This is a genomic window from Brevibacillus migulae (assembly GCF_004521915.1).
Taxonomy (GTDB): Bacteria; Bacillota; Bacilli; order Brevibacillales; family Brevibacillaceae; genus Brevibacillus_F; species Brevibacillus_F migulae.
The window spans coordinates 53,162-76,636 of sequence record NZ_SDKD01000016.1 but is presented as its reverse complement, the minus strand read 5'-3'; the positions used below and the strand labels follow the sequence as shown (position 1 = coordinate 76,636).

The 23,475-nt window shown below is 50.7% G+C and carries 24 protein-coding genes; 6 read left to right on the top strand and 18 right to left on the bottom strand.

What is annotated here, in order from left to right:
- Positions 1-127: 127 nt before the first annotated feature.
- The 6 genes from EIZ37_RS17770 to EIZ37_RS17745 form a co-directional block, all read right to left on the bottom strand.
- A complete protein-coding gene (locus EIZ37_RS17770) occupies positions 128-640 on the bottom strand; it encodes an adenine phosphoribosyltransferase (protein WP_134686112.1) in 513 nt (170 codons plus the stop codon).
- An 11-nt stretch (positions 641-651) separates the two neighbouring features.
- Positions 652-3,036: a single-stranded-DNA-specific exonuclease RecJ gene (gene recJ / locus EIZ37_RS17765; RefSeq protein WP_134686111.1), complete on the bottom strand. Its 2,385-nt coding sequence runs from the start codon at positions 3,034-3,036 to the stop codon at positions 652-654.
- Between the two features lie 62 nt (positions 3,037-3,098).
- Positions 3,099-4,046 (bottom strand): cation diffusion facilitator family transporter, encoded by a 948-nt coding sequence (locus tag EIZ37_RS17760; RefSeq protein ID WP_235828091.1) that lies wholly within the window; start codon positions 4,044-4,046, stop codon positions 3,099-3,101.
- A 106-nt stretch (positions 4,047-4,152) separates the two neighbouring features.
- A complete protein-coding gene (gene secF / locus EIZ37_RS17755) occupies positions 4,153-5,085 on the bottom strand; it encodes a protein translocase subunit SecF (protein ID WP_134686110.1) in 933 nt (310 codons plus the stop codon).
- Positions 5,075-6,313, bottom strand: a complete 1,239-nt coding sequence (gene secD / locus EIZ37_RS17750) for a protein translocase subunit SecD (RefSeq protein WP_134686109.1) — start codon at positions 6,311-6,313, stop codon at positions 5,075-5,077. Before secD ends, secF begins: the two co-directional genes overlap by 11 nt.
- A gap of 117 nt (positions 6,314-6,430) precedes the next feature.
- Positions 6,431-6,679, bottom strand: a complete 249-nt coding sequence (locus tag EIZ37_RS17745) for a post-transcriptional regulator (RefSeq protein ID WP_205683850.1) — start codon at positions 6,677-6,679, stop codon at positions 6,431-6,433.
- A 105-nt stretch (positions 6,680-6,784) separates the two neighbouring features.
- Between EIZ37_RS17745 and spoVB the strand changes: the two genes are divergently transcribed.
- The gene (gene spoVB / locus EIZ37_RS17740; protein ID WP_134686108.1) at positions 6,785-8,365 is read left to right on the top strand and encodes a stage V sporulation protein B; all 1,581 of its coding nucleotides are present in this window, start codon (positions 6,785-6,787) and stop codon (positions 8,363-8,365) included.
- A gap of 1 nt (position 8,366) precedes the next feature.
- On the opposite strand, the gene EIZ37_RS17735 is transcribed toward spoVB, so the two are convergent.
- Both EIZ37_RS17735 and corA read right to left on the bottom strand, forming a co-directional pair.
- Entirely contained in the window at positions 8,367-9,083 is a 717-nt protein-coding gene (locus EIZ37_RS17735; protein ID WP_235828089.1) for a DUF421 domain-containing protein, read from the bottom strand.
- A gap of 94 nt (positions 9,084-9,177) precedes the next feature.
- A complete protein-coding gene (corA, locus tag EIZ37_RS17730) occupies positions 9,178-10,155 on the bottom strand; it encodes a magnesium/cobalt transporter CorA (RefSeq protein ID WP_134686161.1) in 978 nt (325 codons plus the stop codon).
- A gap of 128 nt (positions 10,156-10,283) precedes the next feature.
- On the opposite strand from corA, the gene EIZ37_RS17725 reads away from it, so the two are divergent.
- On the top strand, positions 10,284-10,661 hold the full coding sequence (locus EIZ37_RS17725; protein ID WP_134686106.1) for a TIGR04086 family membrane protein: 378 nt from the start codon (positions 10,284-10,286) through the stop codon (positions 10,659-10,661).
- 146 nt (positions 10,662-10,807) lie between these two features.
- Entirely contained in the window at positions 10,808-11,281 is a 474-nt protein-coding gene (locus EIZ37_RS17720; protein WP_134686105.1) for a DUF5680 domain-containing protein, read from the top strand.
- A gap of 59 nt (positions 11,282-11,340) precedes the next feature.
- Here the strand turns inward: EIZ37_RS17720 and yajC are convergent, their stop codons facing one another.
- The 4 genes from yajC to EIZ37_RS17700 all read right to left on the bottom strand — a co-directional run bounded on the left by yajC (position 11,341) and on the right by EIZ37_RS17700 (position 16,157).
- Positions 11,341-11,658: a preprotein translocase subunit YajC gene (yajC, locus tag EIZ37_RS17715; protein ID WP_134686104.1), complete on the bottom strand. Its 318-nt coding sequence runs from the start codon at positions 11,656-11,658 to the stop codon at positions 11,341-11,343.
- A gap of 21 nt (positions 11,659-11,679) precedes the next feature.
- A complete protein-coding gene (tgt, locus tag EIZ37_RS17710) occupies positions 11,680-12,810 on the bottom strand; it encodes a tRNA guanosine(34) transglycosylase Tgt (RefSeq protein WP_134686103.1) in 1,131 nt (376 codons plus the stop codon).
- 137 nt (positions 12,811-12,947) lie between these two features.
- Positions 12,948-13,976: a tRNA preQ1(34) S-adenosylmethionine ribosyltransferase-isomerase QueA gene (queA, locus tag EIZ37_RS17705; protein WP_134686102.1), complete on the bottom strand. Its 1,029-nt coding sequence runs from the start codon at positions 13,974-13,976 to the stop codon at positions 12,948-12,950.
- A 93-nt stretch (positions 13,977-14,069) separates the two neighbouring features.
- Entirely contained in the window at positions 14,070-16,157 is a 2,088-nt protein-coding gene (locus tag EIZ37_RS17700; protein WP_134686101.1) for a SpoIID/LytB domain-containing protein, read from the bottom strand.
- A gap of 228 nt (positions 16,158-16,385) precedes the next feature.
- Here EIZ37_RS17700 and EIZ37_RS17695 point away from each other — a divergent pair, with 228 nt between their 5' ends.
- Positions 16,386-17,282 carry a hypothetical protein gene (locus EIZ37_RS17695; protein WP_134686100.1) on the top strand — a complete coding sequence of 299 codons (897 nt, stop codon included), beginning with the start codon at positions 16,386-16,388 and terminating at the stop codon, positions 17,280-17,282.
- A gap of 451 nt (positions 17,283-17,733) precedes the next feature.
- Here EIZ37_RS17695 and EIZ37_RS17685 read toward each other — a convergent pair whose 3' ends face one another.
- The 5 genes from EIZ37_RS17685 to EIZ37_RS17665 form a co-directional block, all read right to left on the bottom strand.
- Positions 17,734-17,952, bottom strand: coding sequence for a DUF2905 domain-containing protein (locus EIZ37_RS17685; RefSeq protein ID WP_134686098.1), 219 nt, complete (start codon positions 17,950-17,952; stop codon positions 17,734-17,736).
- Positions 17,949-18,947, bottom strand: a complete 999-nt coding sequence (ruvB, locus tag EIZ37_RS17680) for a Holliday junction branch migration DNA helicase RuvB (protein WP_134686160.1) — start codon at positions 18,945-18,947, stop codon at positions 17,949-17,951. The genes EIZ37_RS17685 and ruvB overlap by 4 nt, the downstream gene beginning before the upstream one ends.
- A gap of 12 nt (positions 18,948-18,959) precedes the next feature.
- A complete protein-coding gene (gene ruvA, locus EIZ37_RS17675) occupies positions 18,960-19,577 on the bottom strand; it encodes a Holliday junction branch migration protein RuvA (protein WP_134686097.1) in 618 nt (205 codons plus the stop codon).
- Positions 19,574-20,074, bottom strand: coding sequence for a crossover junction endodeoxyribonuclease RuvC (gene ruvC, locus EIZ37_RS17670; protein WP_134686096.1), 501 nt, complete (start codon positions 20,072-20,074; stop codon positions 19,574-19,576). The genes ruvA and ruvC overlap by 4 nt, the downstream gene beginning before the upstream one ends.
- Before the next feature lie 138 nt (positions 20,075-20,212).
- Positions 20,213-20,404 (bottom strand): hypothetical protein, encoded by a 192-nt coding sequence (locus EIZ37_RS17665; RefSeq protein WP_134686095.1) that lies wholly within the window; start codon positions 20,402-20,404, stop codon positions 20,213-20,215.
- A 126-nt stretch (positions 20,405-20,530) separates the two neighbouring features.
- Between EIZ37_RS17665 and EIZ37_RS17660 the strand changes: the two genes are divergently transcribed.
- Together EIZ37_RS17660 and EIZ37_RS17655 are read left to right on the top strand one after the other, a co-directional pair.
- The gene (locus EIZ37_RS17660; RefSeq protein WP_134686094.1) at positions 20,531-21,613 is read left to right on the top strand and encodes a hypothetical protein; all 1,083 of its coding nucleotides are present in this window, start codon (positions 20,531-20,533) and stop codon (positions 21,611-21,613) included.
- Positions 21,614-21,704: 91 nt separating this feature from the next.
- Entirely contained in the window at positions 21,705-22,784 is a 1,080-nt protein-coding gene (locus tag EIZ37_RS17655) for an acyltransferase (protein ID WP_134686093.1), read from the top strand.
- Positions 22,785-22,847: 63 nt separating this feature from the next.
- On the opposite strand, the gene EIZ37_RS17650 is transcribed toward EIZ37_RS17655, so the two are convergent.
- Positions 22,848-23,435 (bottom strand): BofC C-terminal domain-containing protein, encoded by a 588-nt coding sequence (locus EIZ37_RS17650; protein WP_134686092.1) that lies wholly within the window; start codon positions 23,433-23,435, stop codon positions 22,848-22,850.
- Positions 23,436-23,475 lie beyond the last annotated feature (40 nt).

Below are 23,475 nucleotides of genomic sequence, written 5' to 3'. Positions count from 1 at the left end.
TTTTTGCTGTATTTCATCTTATTATCTTGTAATCCGATACGGTTGTAAAGCAATTACGCTGATCAAAATATGGAGATCTGCCAAAAAAACGAAAAAACGGGCAAATGCCCGTTCTTCTTTACCCACATTAATATTGAACGAGAGATTTAACCGGGATATTGCCCAGATGCTTCCGTCCATCCAAATAAGAAAGCTCGATGAAAAAAGCCGCGCCGACAACCACACCGCCCAGCTGCTCAACGAGTTTGATGGTAGTCGTGATCGTTCCGCCTGTCGCCAGCAGATCATCCGCGATGAGCACACGTTGCCCTTTTTTGATCGCATCCGCATGCATCGCCAAAGAGTCTTTTCCATACTCCAGGCTGTAGTCCGCTTTGATGGTCTCATAAGGCAGCTTGCCTTCTTTGCGCACAGGAATAAACCCAATTTCCAACGAAGTTGCTAGCGGAGCCCCGACTACGAAGCCGCGTGCTTCCGGTCCTGCCACAACCTCTGCATCCAAGTCCTTGGCGAAAGCAGACAGCTCATCAATCGCTGCTTTGTACGCTTTGCCGTCCTTCAACAAGGTCGTAATGTCTTTGAACCTGATACCTGGCTGAGGAAAGTCAGGAATAACGCGAATATACTCTTTAAAATCCATATGATGGCCTCCTATGGAGTGGTTGGTTCCACCCATTGATTCAAGTATTGAACAAGGTTGTCGTATGAGGATAGAAGCAACTCGGTTGCAAGCTCGGCCTCTTCCAGCCAATCCTTGTAGATTTGGGATTGATCAAGCTGCTTTTTACTAACCTCGGGCATCAGCTGATAGCGATCCTGTTCTTCACGGATGAAGCTTAATTCCGTAAATACCGCCAGCATGCCGTCAAGCATATTCCGTTTGATCTGCAGCTTTCGGGCGAGTGCATCCAATTGATGCTTTTCGATCGAAGGAAAACGGCTGAACAGCTGATACAACTGTTTGAACTGCTCACGGCTCGGTGCCTGAATCCGTTCCAAGCCAAGATCAGGGTCCCCAAACAAACAATAAATTCTCTCCACATGGGCAGTATCCTGCAAGATCTTGCCCAAAACGGATTTCTTTTTTGGTAAATCATATAAGACAAGTGTATGATACCCTTTTGCATCCTCTAAAAACAAGTCATTTTCGACAAAACGATGGTGGATGCAGTGCAATGCCTTGGCGACGCCTTCACTCGCCGCAGCCGTCTGTGCATACCCGAGCAGCGCTTCATGCACTGCCGCGTCGAAGACAATCGTCAACGTGTTCGCTTGATTGGCCAAAGGAAGCCACTTGCCTTCCTTGTTCTTGCTGCCGCGCCAATCAAAAATTTGCCGATGCGGGACGGAAAGATCCCGGATGACCATCTGCGGCTTTTTGATGCCATTCCATTCATTGATCGACAGCTCGCCTACAACATGCAGCTTGGCTTTCGCCGTAATCTGCTCCATAGCCTCCGCCCACGAAAAGCCGATCGCATCCAGCGATACCGTGTCCTGCTGCAGGGTACACTTCAGATGGGTGTTATCACGCCCGATTTTGCGAATGCCTTGTGCTTGTGTATCCTTGATGGTCACAAGCGGCGTCGGATTCCCCATCCCAAACGGAGCGAGCGCTTCCAGCTGTTCCACAAGCTCCACATTCACTTCGGAAAGCTCCACCGACAGATCGACTTTTGTCAATGGGATATAGTCCTCCGGCTTTAGCCATTCATTCGCCAACTTGTTCAGCTTCATACGCAATTCAGGAAGATGTTCCACCGGCAGTGTCATGCCTGCTGCCATGGTGTGCCCGCCATAATGAGGCAGGAGCTCCTTGCATTCTGTCAAAGCTTCGTACATATCAAAGCCGGCGATACTGCGCGCGGACCCTTTCGCTGTTCCCTTTTCCGGATCAATGCCCAACACGATCGTCGGACGGTAAAAGCGTTCAACCATGCGTGAGGCCACAATCCCTACGACGCCTACATTCCAGCCTTCCTTCGCGAGGACAAGGACGCCGTTTTCTTCCGGCGGATAATCGGCCAGCACCATCGCGATGGCCTCTTCGGTCATGGTTTGTACAAGCTCCTGCCTTTCCTTGTTCAGATCATCCAGCAGCTGGGCGTAATGCTCCGCTTCCTGGACATCATCTGTCGTCAGCAGCTTCACCGCCGCTTCAGCGGTCTCCAAACGTCCGACCGCATTGATGCGCGGTCCGATCGCAAAGCCGACATTCCCCGCGCTGAGCTCCGTATCCGCCAGACCGCATACCCGGATCAAGGCTTGCAATCCGATGTTGCGGGTCTGATTGAGACGTCGCAGCCCCATGCTTGCCAACAGCCGATTTTCATCCACTAACGGAACGAGGTCGGCAATCGTGCCGATCGAAGCCAAATCAAGCAAATGAAGAGGCGGTTCCTCCAGCAATGCAGTCGCCAATTTAAAGGCAACCCCAACCCCCGCCAGCATGTCAAAGGGGTAGGAACAGCCCGGCTTCTTCGGATTGATGACTGCATACGCATCCGGGATGACCGCCGGCGGTTCATGGTGATCCGTGACGATGACGTCCAGACCGATTGATTTGGCAAATTCAACCTGCTCCACCGCACTGATGCCTGTGTCGACCGTGACAATCAGTTTGTATCCTGACTGCTGCAAATGCGCAAGCGCCTGGTTATTTAAACCGTACCCTTCCTTGAAGCGATTCGGAATGTAATAATCGAAGACAGCTCCCAATTGCCGCATGGTATGCACCATCAAGGATGTTGAGCTGACACCATCCGCGTCGTAGTCTCCATAAATACAGATCGGTTCCTTCAGCCGGATCGCTTCGCGGATGCGGTGAACGCTCTTTTCCATCCCATCAAGCCTATATGGATCATGAAATTGCTCAACACCTACATGTAAAAAAGATCGCGCTTTCTGTGGCGTATCAATCCCGCGGATCACCAACAACCGGGCGATCAGCGGCGATATCCCGCATTCGTCTGCGATCTCCTGCGCTAGCCCATCGTCATACGTGGCCAGTTGCCAACGCGTTTTCGCTTTCAGCATAGGCCTTCCTCCAATCCACATCTAATTATATGAAAAGGGGAAGGCACTGACAATATAAGAGATTAATGAAGATACTCCCTTTCCGGGGAATCATACGTTTCAGGCGGCATAAAATGGGTATTCGTCTCATCATAGGGATTGATGTGCACGAAAACACCCCGCACCTTTGAAAAGTTCGCGAGCAAGGCTTGCTTCACTTGCTTTCCAATGCGATGCCCTTCCTCAACCGTGATGGAGGGTTCCACACTCACCTTTACATCCACGATCAGATAATGGCCGTATTCGCGGGCATGCAGCGTATCGATACGCAATACTCCGGGTACCGCTTCCACCGCCTGTCGCAGATCTGTGGTTTCCTCTTCATGCAGGACATGATCCAATGTCGTATGAATCGATTCGATGAGGATGTTGTATGCCATCTTGAAGACAAGCAGAGATACAAAAATTCCTGCGACCGGGTCAAGATAGAGCAGCCACGGAATGCCAAAGCGTCCCCCCACGATTGCTCCGCCAATCCCGATCAATGCAGCAAAAGAGGAGAATACATCCGAGCGATGCTCCCACGCGTTGGCGATTAAAGATTGGCTGTTTAATTTTTTGCCCAGGTTGTACTTATAACGAAACATCCATTCTTTCAACCCCATGGAGCCAACCGCCGCCCAGATCGCGATCATTTCCGGTGCATGCAAAGGGGCAAATAACGAATCCACCGATGACATGCCGATCTCAAAACCCACGACCCCAAGCAATACAGCAACAATGATCGCGGCGACCGATTCTGCCTTCCCGTGACCATACGGATGATCTTCATCGGGCGGGCGGTCCGCAGCCCGTAATCCGATCAGTACAGCAACGGACCCGATCACGTCGGATGCTGAATGTACAGCATCCGCAATTAACGCTTGGGACCTGCCGATGAGGCCGATCACGAGCTTGGCCCCTGCCAGAAGAATATTTCCCACGATGCCGACCCATGCCGCAAACTGTGCCTGTGCCAGTCGATTGTCCAACGATTTCCCTCCTGTGACAATGTGATATACATACAGGATTCGCATCGGACATGGCGTTTCATACAAAAAAGAAAAACCGCGGAACTGTTGTCCGCGGCTTTTCATGTTAGCTCTCGTTTGGCGCTGAGGAGAAACGCTGTCTCGCCATCTCTCTTTTTTTCAAGGTTACCCATACTTGCGCAGCAATGAAGATGGAGGAATACGTACCGCTCACCAGACCAAAAATCAGCGCCAGGGAGAAATTGCGAATTCCTTCGCTACCGAACAAGGTAATCGCCAATGCAGTGAAAAATACGGTCGCTACTGTGTAAATGGAGCGTCGCATCGTTTGCCACAAGCTGACATTCACCATATGCTCCAGATCCTCGACCGTCTTCACCTTCATCGAACGAAGGTTTTCGCGAATCCGGTCAAAGATGACGATCGTATCGTTGATGGAATAACCGACGATGGTCAAAATCGCCGCGATAAACGTCAAGTCAATCTCCAGTCGGAACAAGGAGAAAAAGGCGATCGGGATAAACGCGTCATGCAGCAATGCAACTACGCAGGCGATCCCGAACAAAAATTGGAAGCGAATCGCGATATAGATCACAATCCCTACCGAAGCGATCGCGATGGCTAAGCCGGCTTTTCCAACCAGCTCTCGTGCAATGGACGGGTCAACCGTCGACTCTTGCTTGGTCACCTGGGGTCCATATTTTGCTTTAAGGGCCTCTTCCACTTTAACCAGCTTTTGGGCTTCGATTACTTGTTCAAAACGTGTCGCAGCTTGGAAGTTACCGTAGGTCGTAACCGGCGTAAATTGAACGCCCGGCAATTGCTCCTTGATCACCGCTTCTACATCCGCTGTCTTGAACTCTTTGCCAATCAACAGATCGAGGCGGGTACCCGCTTTGAAATCCACACCCAGATTCAAGCCCATGATCAGCATCGTGAGCAAACCCAGAATCAAAATCGTTGCGGAGACGGCGTATGCTTTCCGACGGTTTTTTACGATATCGAACTTAACGACTGTATCTTGTTGATTAGAGCTCACCGATTTCACTCTCCTTTACACCGTACCACACTGGCTTTTTAAACATGTTGGCACGAATGACCAACCACAGGAGGAAACGGGAACCGAATACGTTCGTAATGAGACTCACGATGATGGTCATGACCAGCGTAACGGCAAAGCCCTGGATCGCGCTGGAACCAAAGAAAAACAGTACCCCTGCCGCAATGATGGTGGTAACATGGCCGTCAATGATCGTAATGAAGGAACGGCGCTGACCTGCACGGAATGCGGAAAGTACAGTCTTGCCTGCACGAAGCTCCTCTTGAATCCGCTCTGTCGTAATAATGTTGGCATCCACGGCCATCCCCACGGAGAGAATAAAGCCGGCAATCCCTGGCAAGGTAAGCGTAGCGTCCATCCAATCGAGGACAACCAAGCAAAAATAACAGAAAACAGCCAATGTAATGTTGGCAATCATCCCTGGCAAGCGATAAACCACCAGCATAAAAATCAGGATCAGTGCCCCGCCGATGTAACCGGCGTAGATGGTTTTTTGCAAGGCCATTGCACCCAAGCTGGCACCAACCGAGGTAACCTGCTTCTCGATCAATTTGGCTGGCAATGCACCGGAGTTCAAGATACTGGCGAGCTCTTGCGCGGATTCAACCGTATACTCACCGGTAATGGTCGCTGTACCACCCGTAATGGCTTGTTGAATGACCGGATTTGTGATGACGTTTTCGTCCAAATAAATGGCCATATGCTTCCCAATGTAAGTCCGGGTTACATCCTCAAGCTTTTTCGGATCTTTAAACTTTAACACAACAAGTGGTTTGTTCAGATTGTCATAACCTACGGATGCTCCACCCGGAGCCAAATCGGCACCTCTGAAGAGCACTTGTCCCGCCTCATTTCGGAACTCAAGAACAGCAGGTTTGCCGATCAGCGAACGGAGCTTGTCCTGATCAGCGGTTTGCGTAGCAATTTTAACGCGAATCCGATTGGGAAGCTCGATGGTCACATCCGGTTCAGTTACCCCCCCGATGTTCACCCGCTTCTCTACCATTTCCGCGGTAGCTTGCAGCAATTCGGTTGTCACTTTTTGATTCGCTTCCAGCGGCTCTACCTCGTACAGGATCTCGAAGCCCCCCTGCAGATCAAGGCCAAGCGTAATTTTGTTTGCAACTGGAACTGTTGTCGTGATGAGCAATGCAGCCAAAGCACCCACCACAATCAGGAACAAGACTAATCTGCTCCATTTAATCATCTTCTCTGTAACCTCCCCTGGGACTCGTCCCTTTTGAACGCTCCCTCTTACAACCCCTTGTTGTCAATATGCCCATTATAGCCAAGTGCTAAAAACAGGTCAAATTGCGTGTAAAAATTACGAATTATTGCGGTAGACCTTCATCATTTGCCAGTTCATATACTTGGTCGTTTTTAGAGACAAAATGTCATTGACGAGCTTGTGAAGGGCAGGAAATTCCTTGTAGGAGGAGGCGACACATTCCCAGATGTCTTTGGGAGATACATTGTCATACCCCAACATCTCGAACTCCTCTGCCTTGCTTTTGCACAGATTGTACACCTCCATAAACAGCTCCTCTTCGGTGAAACCGTTCAAGTCGGACATCTCTTTCTTCTCCCCTTTTTGAAAATAGTCATTCTCCTAGCGGCACGTCCATATTCTTACAGTAGGCACAAAAATCGAACCATTCGTAAAGGAAAGGGCTTTTCCATGAGACAATCATTTCTTTACGGTACCGTCATCCTCATCGTATCGGGAGCCATCACCAAAATTCTCGGGTTCGCAAATCGCATCGTCTTCTCACGCATCATCGGTGCAGAAGGAGTGGGCTTGTACCAAATGGTGGTCCCCATCCTGTATTTCCTCATCACGCTCACCACATTTGGCCTGCCTGTCGCCATCGCCAAACAGGTAGCAGAAACCGAAGCGGCCCGCGATCCGAAACAGACCCGGCGCGTTCTACTCCTCTCCTTGTTGATCACCGGGGGGATCAGCCTGGTTGTCTGCTTGCTGCTTTTCCTGAGTGCACGGTGGCTGACGCAATGGCTGTTTACCGATCCACGGGCGTATATTGTACTGTTGGCAGCCATCCCTGTCATCCCGATCGCCAGCTTTTCCTCCGTGCTGCGGGGATATTTCCAAGGAAAGCATAACATGATTCCTACGGCAGCATCGCAGCTTCTGGAGCAGATCGTCCGTATGGTGCTGGTGGTCGTCATGACCCTCTCCTTTTTGGACAGGGGCGTCGAGTATGCTACAGCTGGAGCGGTTGCCAGCATCATTTTCGGCGAAGCTGCCGGATTGCTGTACATCATCTGGCAATATCGCCGAGGCAGCAAGCAAACGGCAGAGAAGCTGATCCGCACTCCCGTCTTCACTTCTCTTCAGCAAAGCCGGGATACGCTGTGGCAGCTGCTGTCCGTATCGTTTCCGGTCACCATGAGCAGACTTGTCGGGTCCATCGCTTATGTATTGGAGCCAATGGTCGTACCCTTCGCTTTAATTTACGCTGGCTTTCAGATTGCCGAGGCTACTTCGCTTTACGGCCAGTTTGCCGGGATGGCGGTGCCGCTCCTCTTGTTCCCGACGTTTTTGACGTATTCCTTGTCGGTTTCTCTCGTCCCGGCAGTGGCCGAGGCCGCTTTTCAAAAGAACAGCCGCATGGTCCACCGGCGGATTTATCAATCCATGCGAATCACATTAGTCATCGGCGCGCCTTGCACCGTCTTGCTGTATGTATTTGCCGAGCCGCTTTGTCAATTGCTGTATGGTGATCCCGCGGTCGGCATTTTGCTGAAGGAATTGGCTCCCTTTTCTGTCTTTTTATTCTTTCAGGCACCGCTGGCTGCGGCATTGCAGGGGCTGGATCAGGCCAACGTGGTTTTCCGCAACACCTTTATCTCCGCAATCGTCAAAACCGTTGCCATGTTTGTGATTACGGCTCAACCCGCTTTTGGGATCCACGGCGCGGTCATTGCCCTGAACTTGGGTATCACGCTGACCACGTTGCTGCATTTTGCCAGTCTGATGAAAGGGATTGGCTTTACCATTCAATTCAGCGACTTTGCGAAAATTGGCGCCGCCATGTTTGCCATGGGCTACAGCGGCTCCTATATGGCAAATTATTGGTTCACCAACCTCACCATCGGCCAAAGCCTGCTGTTCAGCTCCTTTTTCAGCTCCTTGCTCTACCTGCTGCTGCTGATCGCACTTCGCATTTTGGGCAAACAGGACGTAGCCCGCATCCCTTGGGTCGGCGAACAGCTTGCCTTGTTTTTTCCCCGCCGCTAAGCTAATGCTTCGGGCGGGGTTTGTCTTTTCGGTCAATGAACAATTTTCCTTGGTTATCGATACTGCAAAAGCTGATCTCCTTGACATCCTTGATGCCATGCTTGCGGATTTCTTTTTTCAGCCAAAATTTATTCTGCCCGATCTTTCCCAGGGCATCGTCGCGGATCTTGCCATCCAGAATGAGCGGAATGGGCAGTCCCTGAAACGTGACCGGACCTACCGGCTTCGGCGGATCCATGTGCAAGTCTTCTCTCGTTACAGCGTGCTTGGATTCCTTTGGAAAGACGCTCATCTGTCCGGTAGGCTCCAAGATCGCGAATTCCACATCAGCCAAATTATTGATATTTTTTTGCCGCAAATGCACCATTAAATCATCCATATTCAATCGATTCCGCCGCATGGCTTCTTCCCGGATTTCCCCGTTTTCAATAATTAAATCCGCCGAGCCGTCTACGACATCGCGAATTTTCTTGCTCCGCATGGAGAGATAGGACATCCCGATTTCCAACAGTGCGATCATTACCATCGGCACATAAAAGTATATGCCCGGCCGATCTACCTGATCGATCGCCAGCACCGCCATTTCCGCGAGCATGATGGAAATGACCACATCAAAGACAGACAGCTTCCCCAGCTCTCGCTTGCCCATCAGGCGGAGCAAGATAAGCAGGAAGAAATACGTAAAAAGGGTGCGCAGCAAAATGGTAGTGAATTCCACTTTGTCCGACCTCCCGCTTTCGATAGTACCCATAGTCTTCTGCGGGAAGGTCCACCCCTATGCGGCGAAGCTTGCGGGAATCAATTCCTGCCTGCTACAGCCATTTTCTCTTTTTGAAGATATACAGCATGGAAAAGGTCATGAGCAGCATGATGGACAAGGCGATCATCAGCATATACGGTTCCGCTTCATGCCCCAGCCACGAAAAAGTATTCATCCCAAACAGGCCAGTGATAAAGGTCAATGGCAGGATGATCGTGGAGATAATGGTAAGCACTCGCATGTTTTCCGTGGTTTTCGCACTGATGATGGTGTAATACGTATCCAATGCCCCATTCACAAGATCACGCGAAGTTTCCGTCGAGTCGGCGATCCGCTCCAGGTGATCCGTCAAGTCAATATAAAATGGCAGGTTTTCTTCCGATATGTCGAAGGAATAACGGCCATTGACGTTGGCAAAAATTCGTTTTTGCGGAATAATGACGCGTCTGATCAAAATCAGCGTTCGTTTCAGCGCGAGGAACTCCTCTGTGATTTCTTCCATTTGATGTTCATAAATTTCATCTTCCAGCTCGTCGACGCGCACGCTGATTCGATCCATAATTGGGAAGTATTCATCAGTAATCCCATCCACAATCGCATATAAAAGGTAATCAGGCCCTCTGTTCAAAAAGCTGTTGGTACGGTGGCACTGTGCCGCGATCCGGCCGATCGTATTCATGGGCGACTTATGAATCGTCACAATATAATTGGGACCCAAGAATACATTCAACTCGACTGTCGTAATCTCATTATCGCTTTCCTCATTGTAGCGCAATGCATGGAAAACGAAGAAATAATACTCTTCATATTTATCCACTTTTGCACGCGGACTGACATGCAGACAGTCCTCAATGGCCAGCGGGTGGAAATCAAAGATTTTGGCGATGTACTGCAATTCATTGTTGCCGACATCATACAAATCGATCCACAGCAAATCCTCCGGCGAACGCAGCCATTCATCTTTTTTCTCGAGATCCACGTCATGAAACATCTTCTGGTCCGAGTGATTGTAAAAGTAAGTTTTGATCATCTCTTCACCCCCGTCTGGTTCCTCATTCATCATACGAAAATTCTTCCTGATGTTCAACGCAGAAGATGAATAAGGCGACCAAGCCCCTCATATAGATGTACAAACTTTACCTAAGAGGAGGGGTTTCATTGCGGAGTACATCCACCTCTGTCATTACCGGGTTGGTATCGACGTTCGGCCTGGTCCTGATCGGATCATTGCTCACTGCGCTGCTGCTGGCGTTTACCAGTCTTCGGGAAAGCACGCTTCCTTATTTTACGTATACCATCAACGTCATCAGCCTGCTCATCGGCGGCTTCATAACCGGCCGGCGTTGCGGGGGGAAGGGCTGGTACTACGGGGGATTGACGGGAGCTGCCTACTTCTTCCTGGTCCTTCTGATCGGCTTTCTCGGTTTTGACGCACCTATGCAATTTTCCACCCTTTTCTACCTGTTTGGAGCCTTTATTTTGGCGGCGCTTGGCGGCGTGATCGGCGTCAATTCCACATCAAAAAGATATTCGTAGATGACGGTCGTGATTGGCAGGAGCGAAAATTCGTTCCTGCTTTTTTCTTGCTTGAAAGTCACTACCAAAATCGGAACATATGTTCTATAATGAAGAAACGATCATGAAACAGCACCTGGACACCATTCCAAGCGAGGGGGATTTCCATGAATCACGCTTTTCATGTTACAGAGCTGGAGCATTTTATCGTTCAAGCAAAACGGAACACGTATGTGGGCAACGGAACACGCTTATTGCCTTACCGTCTCCACTCAAAAGACTTGCAATTCTCCCTAGGGGAATGGATTTATCACGACAGCTACTTTGGCGAAAGCGACTTTATCGGCCAAGAGGTCGTGTACTTTCAGAAGAAGCCGGTATGGGCGATGAATTATTTTGGCTATATCCTGCAGCCGGAACGAATTACGTCACATGCTGCGGGACTTATCATTAAGAAAAGCTTGTCGCTCATGTATGAGGAAGACAGGTTTTTAGGTGCTTTTGAACATCAGGATGGAGCCATGAAATATGTAGATACAAACCAAGGGGATGTAAAGCTCTTTACCGGGAAGGAATGGATCGAACAAGAGGGAGAAGTCCTTTACGAGCTCGTGTATCATGGCGGTATTTTGAAAGCATAAAAATACGAATGAAAAAAGGAGCTGATCCCTTGGAAAGGGTCAGCTCCTTCGTATGTATGTCAGGATTTTACTTCTTCCGTTTTGTCACTCTCAGAAGATGCTGCAGGGGCTGCATTGCTGCTGCTGATTACGTTATTGATCGCACCGCGGTCAAACGCCACGTTCACATTGTGAGCAATGCGCAGCGTCACGCTGTCATCAGAGATGTCCTGAATGGTTCCGTGCATACCGCCGATTGTCACCACTTTATCTCCCTTTTTCAAAGCTGACAGCATTTGGTTGCGTTGTTTGGTACGCTTTTGCTGCGGACGGATCAAAAGAAAATAGAAGATCGCGATCATGACGATGATCGGCAAAAACTGTTGAATGCCTTGCATGGGAAAATCCTCCTTTTAACGTTAAAATGATCTATCTTCACCCAAACCATATTGGGCGAAAAACTGGTCGCGGAAATCAGCGAGCCGGTCTTCCCAAATTGCTTGTCTCACCTGCTCCATCAGTTTGATGAGGAAATGCAGATTGTGGTAGGTGGTGAGACGAATGCCAAAGGTCTCCTCTGCTTTGATCAGATGGCGAATGTAGGCACGTGTGTAATTTTTGCATGTGTAGCAATCGCACGCAGGATCCAGCGGCGTATAATCACGAGCGTATTTCGCATTTTTGATGACCAGACGCCCTTGGCTTGTCATGCATGTCCCATTTCGCGCAATGCGAGTCGGCAGGACGCAGTCGAACATGTCGATGCCGCGGATAGCGCCTTCGATCAAAGCATCAGGCGAACCGACTCCCATCAGATAACGAGGCTTGTTCGCTGGAAGCAGCGGCGTCGTATAATCGAGCACCTCATACATCAGCGGAAATGGTTCCCCTACGCTGAGCCCGCCAACCGCATAACCCGGAAAGTCCATGGAAACAAGATCTCGGGCACTTTGCTCACGCAGATCCCGGTACATCCCGCCCTGCACGATTCCAAACAGCGCTTGCTCCTGCGGACGCTGATGGGCTTTGAGACAGCGCTCTGCCCAACGGGTTGTCCGTTCCATCGACTGCTTAACATAATCATATTCAGCAGGGTAGGGTGCGCATTCATCAAAAGCCATAAAAATATCGGCACCCAACGCATTTTGAATCTGCGTCGCTTCTTCCGGCCCGATAAAGAGCTTTTCCCCATTCAGATGGGAACGGAAGGTAACCCCTTCTTCCGTAATTTTCCGCATGTTGCTCAAGCTGAACACTTGAAACCCGCCGCTGTCCGTCAAGACTGCGCCGGACCAGTTCATGAACTTGTGCAATCCGCCCGCCTCACGGACGATTTCATGTCCGGGCCGCAGGAACAGATGGTAGGTATTGCTGAGGATGATTCCTGCCCCCATCTGTTTCAACTCTTCGGGGCTCATCGTTTTCACGGTTGCTTGCGTACCTACCGGCATAAAGACAGGCGTATCAATCGTACCGTGGGGGGTGTGCAATTTTCCAAGCCGTGCCCCCGTTTGCTTGCATGTTTTTATCAATTCATAGCGTACAGCCAATCTCTCGCACTCCTTAGGTTCATTAACTGAAAGTCTAGTTGAGTGAAGCCGCATTCCTTCGAAAGTACCAAGCCGTTTAGGAAGCTTTTACTATTATAGAGGGAATGGCACAGAATCACAAGGATAGAAGCTTTTCCTCAGAGGATCAGCATGGCATCGCCGAAGCTGAAAAACCGATACCGATGGGCAATGGCTGTCTTGTATGCGTTCAGGACATGCTCTCGTCCTGCCAAAGCGCTCACCAGCATGACAAGGGTCGACTTGGGCAAGTGAAAATTGGTGATCAGTCCATCGATGATCGAAAACTCATAGCCGGGATAAATGAATATATCTGTCCATCCCGACGCTGCGACCAGCTTGCCGCCGTAATCTCTGCCGATGGTTTCCAGCGTCCGGCATGAGGTGGTGCCGACTGCGATGACCCGCCTTCCCTCCGCTTTCGCTGCATTCACCACTTGTGCCGTCTGTTCAGACACCTCATAATACTCAGCATGCATGACATGCTCTTCCACCGAATCCGCACTCACGGGACGGAAAGTTCCCAAGCCAACATGAAGGGTCAGGTAGGCGATCTGAACGCCTTTTTCTTCGAGTTTTTGCAAATATTCGCGGGTAAAATGCAGACCGGCTGTGGGAGCCGCCGCCGAGCCTCTTTCCTTTGCATACACCGTCTGGTAACGCTCTTTGTCTTCCAGTTGGGCATGAATATACGGCGGCAGCGGCATCGAGCCCAGCTGATCCAAAATCTCGTAGAAGATTCCTTCGTAATGAAAGCGAATGATCCTTCCTCCCGTTTCGGTGATCTCTTCGCATATACAGCGGAGCCGTCCATCTCCAAAGACGATCTGCGTTCCGACTTTTACCCGTTTTCCCGGTTTTACGAGAGTCTCCCAGCGGTCATCTCCCAGGGAACGCAGGAGCAGCAGCTCAATGTTGGCTCCCGTGTCCTCCTTCACTCCGATCAGTCTCGCCGGCATTACACGGCTGTCATTCAACACCAGCACATCCCCCGCCTGGAGGAAGTCGATCAAGTCCGTGAATTTTCGATGCTGCAGCTCCCCTGTTTCCTTTTGCAAAACAAGCAGGCGTGATGCCGTGCGATCCTCCAGCGGATGCTGCGCGATCAACTCTTCTGGCAAGTCAAAATCAAACTGATGTACATCCACGTTTCTCTATCTCCTCTGTCGTACGAATACCCCACACGGCCAACAACCCATGTGGGGCTTGCAATGCTTTCCCTGCTGCGAATGGTCAGACTATTAATCATCGATCTTAATGCCACGGTAATAGTGTTGCAAGATTTCCTTGTAGTCATACCCTTGCTCGGCCATCGCTTTGGCCCCGTATTGCGAAACACCCAACCCGTGTCCGAAGCCTTGTCCGCGCAAGAGGAACATCTGGTCTTTGGTTGCGACCCGCCAGTTTCCGCCTCCATCCAGGATCAAAAAGGAATCCGCATAGCTGTTTGGAAGCGACAGTTTCTTTCCTGCCCCCATGGCATACCAATCATGAGCATCACCGGAGACGGTTGTCTTTTTCCCATTCGCTCCGATCGCGGTGATGGTCCCCATTTGCTCAACCTCAAACTTGGTGCTGCGCAGTGAGCTCTCTCCCTGCTTGAATACCGAGCGAAACGCATCGGGCGAAGACACTTTCAGCTCCTTGCCGTCCGCTTCCATCTCTATCACGCGTCCGGATGGGCCTCGCTTGGTGACCTCGAGCGATTGGATCGGCGTGGAAAAGGTGGTTCCTTTGTTAGCCTTTTGGCTGGTGTTGATCATGGCGGTGATCTCGCTAGCCGTATAAGGACCCCTTGTCCAAGCATAGGCATTTTCCTCCGGCTCCTGCCGGATGATGGTCACTTCGGTTCCGAGCGGCAGCGATTGGATCACTTTATGGTACGTGGTGCTCGGCCCGGAGCGGAAATTCAAATTGTCCGTGTTCACCCTTCCGATGGATAGCCCCAGTTCATTGGTTTCTCCATTCATCGTGACAAAATCGTTGCGAACGTACCCGATTGTGCCATCCTGCAAGGAAACCATATACCATTGGTTAGCTGCATTGGCTGGATAGGCGTCATCGCTCTCGACCGGCCGCAAATAAGGGACCTCATTCCCCCACACTTCCGTACCGTCAGCAGTCATGCCGCCCGCATTGGAATAGAACAGCGCTTCGATGATTTTCCCGCGATACTGCAGCACTTCTCCTTCCGTCTTGTCCACCGCCTTGCGCACATCGGCTGCTTCCTTCGTGGCTCCCATGTAGGCCTGCTCCAGCACCGTGTCCGAGACATCAGCGATCCCGTATTTGTCTGGCTGGGACAAGGCTCGGGTACGTGCCAGGACAGCTTGTGCCTTTAGCGCCTCCAAAGGCCAACCGGTCTGCATCTCCGCTCCGACTACGCCGTACAGATATTGTTCTACCGGGAGCTCGTTGATCAGCGTCAGCTTGCCCTTGTATTCGGATACCTCCATGTCCCCGTGATAACGCCGCTGTTCTCTTTCTACTACGCCGATCAGCTCATCTTTTCCCTTTTGGGGAGAAACCGTCAATTTGACTTCAGGCGAAAAGGTGTATGAAACCGCCGTCTCGCCGCTTCCGTCGATTACTTCCTCACTGACAAGTACATATTCTTCGCTCGACGGCTCTTTATAGGAGAAGCGCGGAAACTTGGCCGAAGCCTTCGCTTCGAGAGTATGCAGCTGATCCTCGGATTTTTCCGCGCCGATCCATACTGCATAGTCGGCTTTCTTGCTGCCGCCTACCAATACGGTGTAGGCAGGGATTCCAGCATCTTCAAACTCCTCTACCCATTTTTCCGCTTCTTTCAAAGATTTGAACTCATCGACCTCGAGATGGTAGGGCCCGATGATCTCAGGATTTGTCCCAGTGGCCTGTGCTGCGGTTTTTGCCTGCGTCTGGGCAAGCTGATACGTATCGTACGTCCCGCTCATGACCCGGTATGTATTCTTGTTCCCTTTCTTCACCAGCCGAATCTGCGCGTCAAGCTTTCGCTGGCTTAGCTGCTGCGCAATCCTTTGTGCCTCGTTCAGACTGCTGGTTTCCTTGGCGATCAGCTGGAATTCATCCACACGAAAACGCATGGTCTCCTCATCGACGTCCGGCAGATCCGTCTCGTTTTTTCCCGATAGCGAAAGCGAAAATCCAGTCTCGCTGGTCAGCGTATAGGCAGGCAGCGTATTCCGGTAGCCTTGCCCATTATCAATAAACAGGGCAACACGGATGTCTTTCTGCGCTGCTGAAGCCGTAGTATCTATAGAAGTGAGGGTCAGGGTTAGAAAACCTGCTGCCAAGAGCGATCTTCGTCCCAGCCATCGATTGTTCATGGCGAAAACGTCCTTTCTTTCACAACTCTTGTCGAAAATTGCCTATAACAGTCTTTGTTTTCGACAAAGCCCAATCTATTTCCTTCCTTTTCCTCCGAAATGGGACCAGAGAAATGCCTATAGCCGAAAAATATTGTCGAAAATTTACAAACGTTCAAACTTTTTTATCCCTACTTAATGGTTTTACGCTATGATGTTTCCAACCCAGTTGCACGCGGAGGGACTCATATGCGCTTGATTCGTTACTGGCCATTCGGTATGCTCATCGTGTTTTTATTCATCGGATTTCTTTTTCTGCCTGCGATCAGCTCGATTACCGGCCCCGCCATCACCTCATCCTCTGTCTTGCTGCACGAGCAAATGGACACATTTTATCCGCTTGGTGTTACCGAACGGATCAAATACAGTTATCCCAATCGCCCATTCGACACAGACCTGACGATAGAGGGGATCGGCTGGCAGGGCGGGCAAGCTTTTCTTCTCTGTTCGGCACGCGTACGCACACAGGAAAATACGTATTCCCACATGCCCAAGCATTTTTCACCTCGCGTCACGTATAAGGGGAAGACCGTTCTCTTTTCCAAAACCTTATGGAGCGAAGGCGCCAGCGGCAATTTCAATGGCAGTCTGTATCGGTATGCGGTGGCTGCGGACGATCCCGTATTCCTGCCGATCAATACGCTGCCAGATGCGATTCAGGTCAGCGAAGCGAAATACCCGCTTCCATCCAGCCTGCCAGCTGCCCGGCTGCTCCCCGCCCTTCCCCTCTTGGAAGCAACCATCGGCAGCGTGGAGAAACAAATCAGCAGCGATGATCTTACCTATCAAGTGACGGGGCTGGAAATCAATGAGCATACTCGCGAGATTACCCTCCTCGTCACAAGCGAAATAGGCGGGGATGAAACGAGCTTCTTTTTATTGCAGGATGACAAGGGCAGGATGTATAGCTTTGAACACGATTCCTTGCCTCTTCATTATGAATCCGGTGAAAACGAAGTACGGCTGAAAATAGCAGAACCGCTGCCGGGGGATATCTCGCATTTGAAGCTAGTGCTTTTTGAAGGAGAATTTCAACAATCGGCTCTCTATAACGTGTCATCGCAGGCCAGCATCCAGATCTTTTAGAGGTGCCCCGATGCGCTTCTCCTACTTACAACGTTCTTCCATCTAATAGAGAGTAGGAGTTGGGTAGCATGCAACTCGATCGATATATCTCGGGTCTATCCCATAAAACACCCAATCGAAACCATTCCATCTATAACCGGAAATTTCACCATACTCCACCCTTGTCGGATAAAACCAGTAGGGGCTTCCTTGGGTGGGCCATACATATGTGTATTGATACATACAGTCAATGATATAGGTAGAGTATGGCTGCAGAGGAAATTGGGAAGGGGGCGGAGACGTAGGAGGGCCGTATGCCATTCGTTTCACTCCTTTTATTTTGTCATCAATAATATAGCTATGAACGAATGACTAGGTTGGATTGGGCGTAACAAGCATGAGTTTGCGATCGTTCCCATGATTAGAAAAACTCCTTGCCACTTGGCAAGGAGTTTTGTTTGTAAACGTATGCTCATTTGAAAAGACGAAACAGGTAGCTGATCAACGATAACACAATGCTGATTACGATACAGGTGACCACCGGAAAATAGAAGCGGAAATTGTCCTTTTCTACCGCGATGTCGCCTGGGAGCCGGCCAAAGGGGATGAATCTACCGCCCACTTGCCAGATAATCCCGATTATGACGAGGATCACTCCCCCGATAATAAGCAGCTTGGCTACCGGATTCATGCTTTCATCTCCCGTCCAAAATGTGCGTAGGCACTGGCCGTTACCGTACGGCCGCGTGGCGTGCGCTGCATAAAACCGATTTGCAGCAAGTACGGTTCATATACATCCTCGATCGTCTGGGATTCCTCCCCGATAGTGGCGGCGATCGTATCCAAGCCTACCGGTCCGCCTCCAAAAAGATCGATGATGGAAAGCAGCAGCTTGTGGTCGATATGGTCCAGACCGCATGCATCAACCTGCAGCCGCTGCAGCGCTTCTTTGGCGATCTCGTTGGTGATGATTCCTTGCCCTTTTACCTGCGCAAAATCCCTCACCCGCTTCAACAGACGATTGGCGATACGCGGAGTGCCTCTGGATCGCCGGGCGATTTCCATCGCGCCTTCTTCTTTGATCCCGATCTGCAAAATATCCGCGGCTCGGCTCACGATAAAAGCGAGCTCATTCACCGTGTAATATTCCAATCGATTCACTACGCCGAAACGATCCCGCAGCGGCGCAGAAAGCATCCCCGCACGCGTCGTCGCCCCGACCAGCGTAAAAGGCGGCAAATCAATCCGCACACTGCGAGCGCTCGGGCCTTTTCCGATGATGATATCCAGCGCAAAATCTTCCATCGCTGGATAGAGCACTTCCTCGACGCTGCGATTGAGGCGATGGATTTCGTCTACAAACAGGACATCGCCTTCCTGCAGATTGGTCAGGATCGCGGCCAAATCACCCGGTCGATCGATCGCGGGCCCAGACGTGGTACGGATATTGACGCCGAGCTCATTCGCAATGATTTGCGATAACGTAGTTTTGCCCAATCCTGGAGGCCCGTACAACAATACATGATCCAAAGGTTCATTTCGCATCTTAGCCGCTTCGATGAACACCTTGAGATTTTCCTTCACCTGCTGCTGGCCGATGTATTCATTCAAGTAACGGGGGCGCAGACTGCCTTCGATGTTTTCATCGTCCCACTGCATATGGGTGGTGATCAATCGGTCGTCCATCTCCATGTATGCTTACCCCCTCAAGAGCAGGGAAAGCCCCTGCTTTACGAGCTGCTCGGTAGGTGTCCCGCTCTGCGCCTTTTCCGCCAATGCGCCTCGTATCTGCTGAATTTCTGCATCCGAATAACCCAGCGCCAGCAACGCGTCGATCGCTTCGTCCAAGGATTGTCTCCCCGGCACCTCCGGACTTTGCGGAGAAAGCGCCGCCGCGGCGAAGATGGAAGGCGTATACCCTTTCAATTTGTCCTTCAGATCAATGATAATCCGCTGCGCCGTCTTTTTGCCGATACCCGGGAACTTCGTCAGATACGTGACATTCTCCTGTTGCACCGCCGTCACGATCTGTTCCGGCGTAGCGCCAGCCAGAATGGCTAAAGCCCCTTTTGGCCCGATGCCCGATACCTCCAGCAGCTTGCGATACAGGTCACGCTCGTCACGGGTGGGGAAGCCGTACAGCTGGATCGCATCCTCCCTTACGTGGTGATGGGTAAAAAACCGGCATGTTTCCCCGTCGCGCGAGACAAACGCGTACGGATTCGGGCAAAACACCCGATACCCGATGCCGCCTGTTTCCACGACGACATATTCCGGATCCAGATATGCTATTTTTCCTTCTACAAAATCGATCATCGCTGAGCACCTTCCGAAAAACTATGATAAGTACGAAATTGCGCATGGGTAATGGCAATACCTAAAGCATCCGCCACGTCATCCGGCTTCGGCACCTTCTGCAGCTTGAGCAGAATGCGCACCATCTCCTGAATTTGCTTTTTGTCTGCCGCACCGTATCCGGTTACCGCTTGCTTCACCTGCAAGGGGGTATATTCGTGAACCGGAATACCTGCCAGCTCAGCAGCCAGCAAAATGACCCCACGTGCTTGCCCTACCGTAAATGCCGTAGTCACATTTTTATTAAAAAACAGTTTTTCAACCGCCATCTCGTCTGGCTTGTACGTGGCGAGCAAGCTTTGCATCGATTCAAAAATTTGCTTCAAACGCAGCGGCACGGAAAGTCCCGCTTCTGTTTGTATGCTTCCATATTGAATCGGAATCAGCTGACTCCCCTTTTTCTCCAAGACACCAAACCCCACGATTGCGATACCGGGGTCAATTCCAATGATCCGCATGATTCACTCTCCGCTACATGTTGCTTCTCCTAACTGTACCATAATCGGCCGAAAAAGCGAACATGCATTTGCAAAAGGCATGTACTGCAAACACAAAAAACCCAACCCCTGTTAGAGGATTGGGCTTCACGCCGCCATTTAATGTTTGTTCATACCGAGAGCATCTGCCTGATCATGCTGCATATGGGCGTATTCATCCACGCCCTCCTGCATGTTCTCGTGGATCATATTAATCCGTCGATAATCGAGCTTGTTGTGCCCTTGGTTCAATTGAACATACAAACGCTGATGGAATTGGTCCTTGTAGCTTCCCCGTGGCATCGAAGACATGCGACAAGACTCCCCCTTCGCTAAATGGCGTCGTATGACATCAGTATGGCGCTCCTCGGAAGCATTTATGTAATGCTTCGATTGGAAGAAGAACGGATGCACATACTACTGGCAGGGGTGAAATTCATGCGCAAAGGTCATTTACTCGCAGCCATCTTGCTAGTATTGCTCGTCGTTCCCTTTCCCACATACGCTGGCGAAAGAAACACGATTCAAATATCCGTTCCCGTCTCACCGAAAGCAGCTCGGGTAATCACCGTAAAAGTGGTCGATAATCCCAAATTCGTGAAGCGGCTTTTGCGTGCGCCGATCTTAAAAGCCACGCAGACGCCCGAATTTCCACGGGCTACGATCCAGCTGCGCAAGCGTACCTTTCTATACGATTCGATGGACAGGCTGTTTGAGCCCGCAAAAAAGCAACAGCTGCTTCTGTCCACAGACTTGCGTGAAACACTTGATTTTTACATATCTCAGGCAGAAAAGCAGTATTACGGCCAATTGTTGGCATGGGAAGCGGTTCGCAAGCATTTTTCGCGGATGTCCTATGCCGATGTGGTTGACCTGGAAACTGGCCAACGGTTCCGTGTCCAGCGCAGGGCCGGAAGCCGACATGCGGACGTCCAGCCGCTCACCCGCAAAGACACGGAAATCATGAAGCGAATTTACCAAGGGAAATGGAGCTGGAGACGCCGCGCGATTCTTGTCCTTGTGGATGACAAGGCGTATGCTGCCTCCATGCACGGCATGCCGCATGGGGCGGGGGCTATCGCGAACAACGGGTTCCACGGGCATTTTTGCATCCATTTTGCCGGCAGTACCACCCACACGCGCAACGAACCTGATCCGAGCCACAGCCTAATGATCATGAAAGCGTCAGGCAAGCTTCCGACGCAGCTGATGGAGGCCGAGCCCCATCAATTGATCGAATGGTTTTTGACAGCCGTTCACGAGCACGACGAATCAATCTGGCGCCAAATGACCACCAGCGCCATGCCGCTCCCCTTTCCGCCAGACCAGCTGGAAGCATTGCGTTACGACAATCCTGAAATTCCGGTGGGAGATCAGTCTCTCCTGACCGCTTTCATTCCGGTCAGGGTTCGTTATTATGCAAAGGGGCAAAAGGAGCAAGCTCAAACATGGTGCTTTTACCTGAACCGTTCTTCCCTGGTTGAACGCTGGAAAATCGCTGATATTTTTATCACGGACTAAAAGTTTCATCCAGACAAAAATTACACGTGCCCCTCCCTGTCATCAAATGGTACAATGAAAGGATGAAACTGACACGGGAGTATTGGTAACCATGGACAAACGATTGCGGGAATTTGACTTTATACGGGCCTTTGCCGCTCTTTCCGTCATTGCCATTCACGTCACAGCTGGCTATCTCTCATCCAATCAGCTGGCCTACGTGTGGAATCAGGCAATGCGATATGCAGTTCCCTTGTTTATTATCTTGTCAGGCTTTTTGCTGTATCACGTGGATAAAGGCAGACCTCCGCTTCCTTATGGCGCTTTTTTGAAGAAGCGGTTTCAAAAAGTGCTTTGGCCGTATCTGTTTTGGACGGTGCTGTATGTGGTATACAGCGGACAGGCAAAGTGGGGCGAGTGGCTATCCGGTCAATGGTGGCAACCGTTGAAATTAAGCCTGGAGCACCTGGTGAAAGGTACGGGCTATGTTCATTTGTATTTTGTCTTGATCGTCCTACAGCTGTATGTCCTGTATCCCCTTTTGCGCCGTTGGCTGGAGAAGCATCTGCCTTCCTTGCTGCTCGCTTCACTGCTCTTGACCGGTTTGGCGCAGACCTTGATTTATTTGCATCAGCTGCAGGTTCTCGTGCTGCCAAGTTTATGGATCCCCTATGTCAGCCTGTTTCCGATCTGGCTTTTCTACTTTGTCTTCGGGATGGCTGCCGCTCTGCATAAGTCAGCATGGGAATCCCGATTGAATAACAGGTTGATCGGTCTCGCTGTTTGTTGGCTCGTATCGCTGGTGCTCTTGTTAGTCGACAGCCGCTATACGCAAACGCATGCTTCTTCGATTAAACCTAGCGTGATGCTGTACTGTCTGACCAGCTACTTCTTTTTCTACATGGTCGCCCTACGCTTCAAGCATCTGGGTAATCTTGCTGGGCGCTGGCTGGACTGGCTTTCGCTGCACTCGTTTATGATTTTCCTCTTACACCCGCTCATGCTCAGCCTGTTGGCCAAGCATTATCCACAGCTGTGGCCCGGCACAAAAGGAATGCTGTTTCTGTTCCTTGCCACTACGCTGAGCACGGTCTTACTCACGTATTTGCTGAGCTTCTTGCCGGCCTCGGTCTGGATCGGCGGCGTCTATCAAAAGAAACAAAAAGCCGAGCGTCAAGCCGTTTCCGGTTAAATGCCATATCGCACACACCCCCGTTCGCCTTGTACCATACATGTGCCGAACGGGGGTGTGTGTTTAATGCGCTTCTACCATTGATTCTTCTGTCTGAAATTCGCTAAAGGTCGAAAGGACGCTGTTGTATTCCGAAAGATCACGGACTCTAATCCCTTTTTGCAGCAGCGCAATCTCCTCCTTCGGCAGGGCTGCCTCCATTTTTGCACGATTGATCTGATAAAAGCTTTGGATCACGTTTTGCTCGCCTGGCACGCCATTGAACAGCGTGAGAACACCGTCCGGAGACAAGCCAAAATAACCATTTTCCTTGCATGAAGGGGCTATGTCATTCTCCCGCTTCAGCAGGATCAGTTTCCCTTCCTCGCTGGCGATGATTTCCCAGCCTTTATAGTCGGACAATATCTGTTCAAACGATTCCTTGCCCAGCACTATCCGTTCCTCTTCTTTTACTCCGCACAGATAGCTGCGGGCCAGCACCAATTCATGCGGCTTGCCCATCGCTTCCACCGCTGAGCGGTAGGTCTCCTCGAGCAGCGGCAAAGCGCTCTTGCCTTCGCTCCCCTGATTCGCCATCCAATAGGTTCCACCCGAGATGATCCCGATCAATAGTATTGCCCACGACAAAAAGAACCCTCTATGTCGTTTCATGGCCGAATTTGCTCCTTCACCTGCATTTTTTCCTAGTATT

Excerpts from the sequence above, each read along its gene's own strand:
- EIZ37_RS17770 (WP_134686112.1), bottom strand. The coding sequence starts at position 640 with ATGGATTTTAAAGAGTATATTCGCGTTATTCCTGACTTTCCTCAGCCA.
- secD (WP_134686109.1), bottom strand. The coding sequence starts at position 6,313 with ATGATTAAATGGAGCAGATTAGTCTTGTTCCTGATTGTGGTGGGTGCT.
- EIZ37_RS17695 (WP_134686100.1), top strand. The coding sequence starts at position 16,386 with ATGCGCTTGATTCGTTACTGGCCATTCGGTATGCTCATCGTGTTTTTA.
- EIZ37_RS17665 (WP_134686095.1), bottom strand. The coding sequence starts at position 20,404 with ATGTCTTCGATGCCACGGGGAAGCTACAAGGACCAATTCCATCAGCGT.
- ruvA (WP_134686097.1), bottom strand. The coding sequence starts at position 19,577 with ATGATCGATTTTGTAGAAGGAAAAATAGCATATCTGGATCCGGAATAT.
- EIZ37_RS17650 (WP_134686092.1), bottom strand. The coding sequence starts at position 23,435 with ATGAAACGACATAGAGGGTTCTTTTTGTCGTGGGCAATACTATTGATC.
- recJ (WP_134686111.1), bottom strand. The coding sequence starts at position 3,036 with ATGCTGAAAGCGAAAACGCGTTGGCAACTGGCCACGTATGACGATGGG.
- EIZ37_RS17720 (WP_134686105.1), top strand. The coding sequence starts at position 10,808 with ATGAATCACGCTTTTCATGTTACAGAGCTGGAGCATTTTATCGTTCAA.
- EIZ37_RS17685 (WP_134686098.1), bottom strand. The coding sequence starts at position 17,952 with ATGAATCCGGTAGCCAAGCTGCTTATTATCGGGGGAGTGATCCTCGTC.
- corA (WP_134686161.1), bottom strand. The coding sequence starts at position 10,155 with ATGATCAAAACTTACTTTTACAATCACTCGGACCAGAAGATGTTTCAT.
- ruvC (WP_134686096.1), bottom strand. The coding sequence starts at position 20,074 with ATGCGGATCATTGGAATTGACCCCGGTATCGCAATCGTGGGGTTTGGT.
- EIZ37_RS17660 (WP_134686094.1), top strand. The coding sequence starts at position 20,531 with ATGCGCAAAGGTCATTTACTCGCAGCCATCTTGCTAGTATTGCTCGTC.
- EIZ37_RS17745 (WP_205683850.1), bottom strand. The coding sequence starts at position 6,679 with ATGTCCGACTTGAACGGTTTCACCGAAGAGGAGCTGTTTATGGAGGTG.
- yajC (WP_134686104.1), bottom strand. The coding sequence starts at position 11,658 with ATGCAAGGCATTCAACAGTTTTTGCCGATCATCGTCATGATCGCGATC.
- spoVB (WP_134686108.1), top strand. The coding sequence starts at position 6,785 with ATGAGACAATCATTTCTTTACGGTACCGTCATCCTCATCGTATCGGGA.
- EIZ37_RS17700 (WP_134686101.1), bottom strand. The coding sequence starts at position 16,157 with ATGAACAATCGATGGCTGGGACGAAGATCGCTCTTGGCAGCAGGTTTT.
- ruvB (WP_134686160.1), bottom strand. The coding sequence starts at position 18,947 with ATGGACGACCGATTGATCACCACCCATATGCAGTGGGACGATGAAAAC.
- EIZ37_RS17655 (WP_134686093.1), top strand. The coding sequence starts at position 21,705 with ATGGACAAACGATTGCGGGAATTTGACTTTATACGGGCCTTTGCCGCT.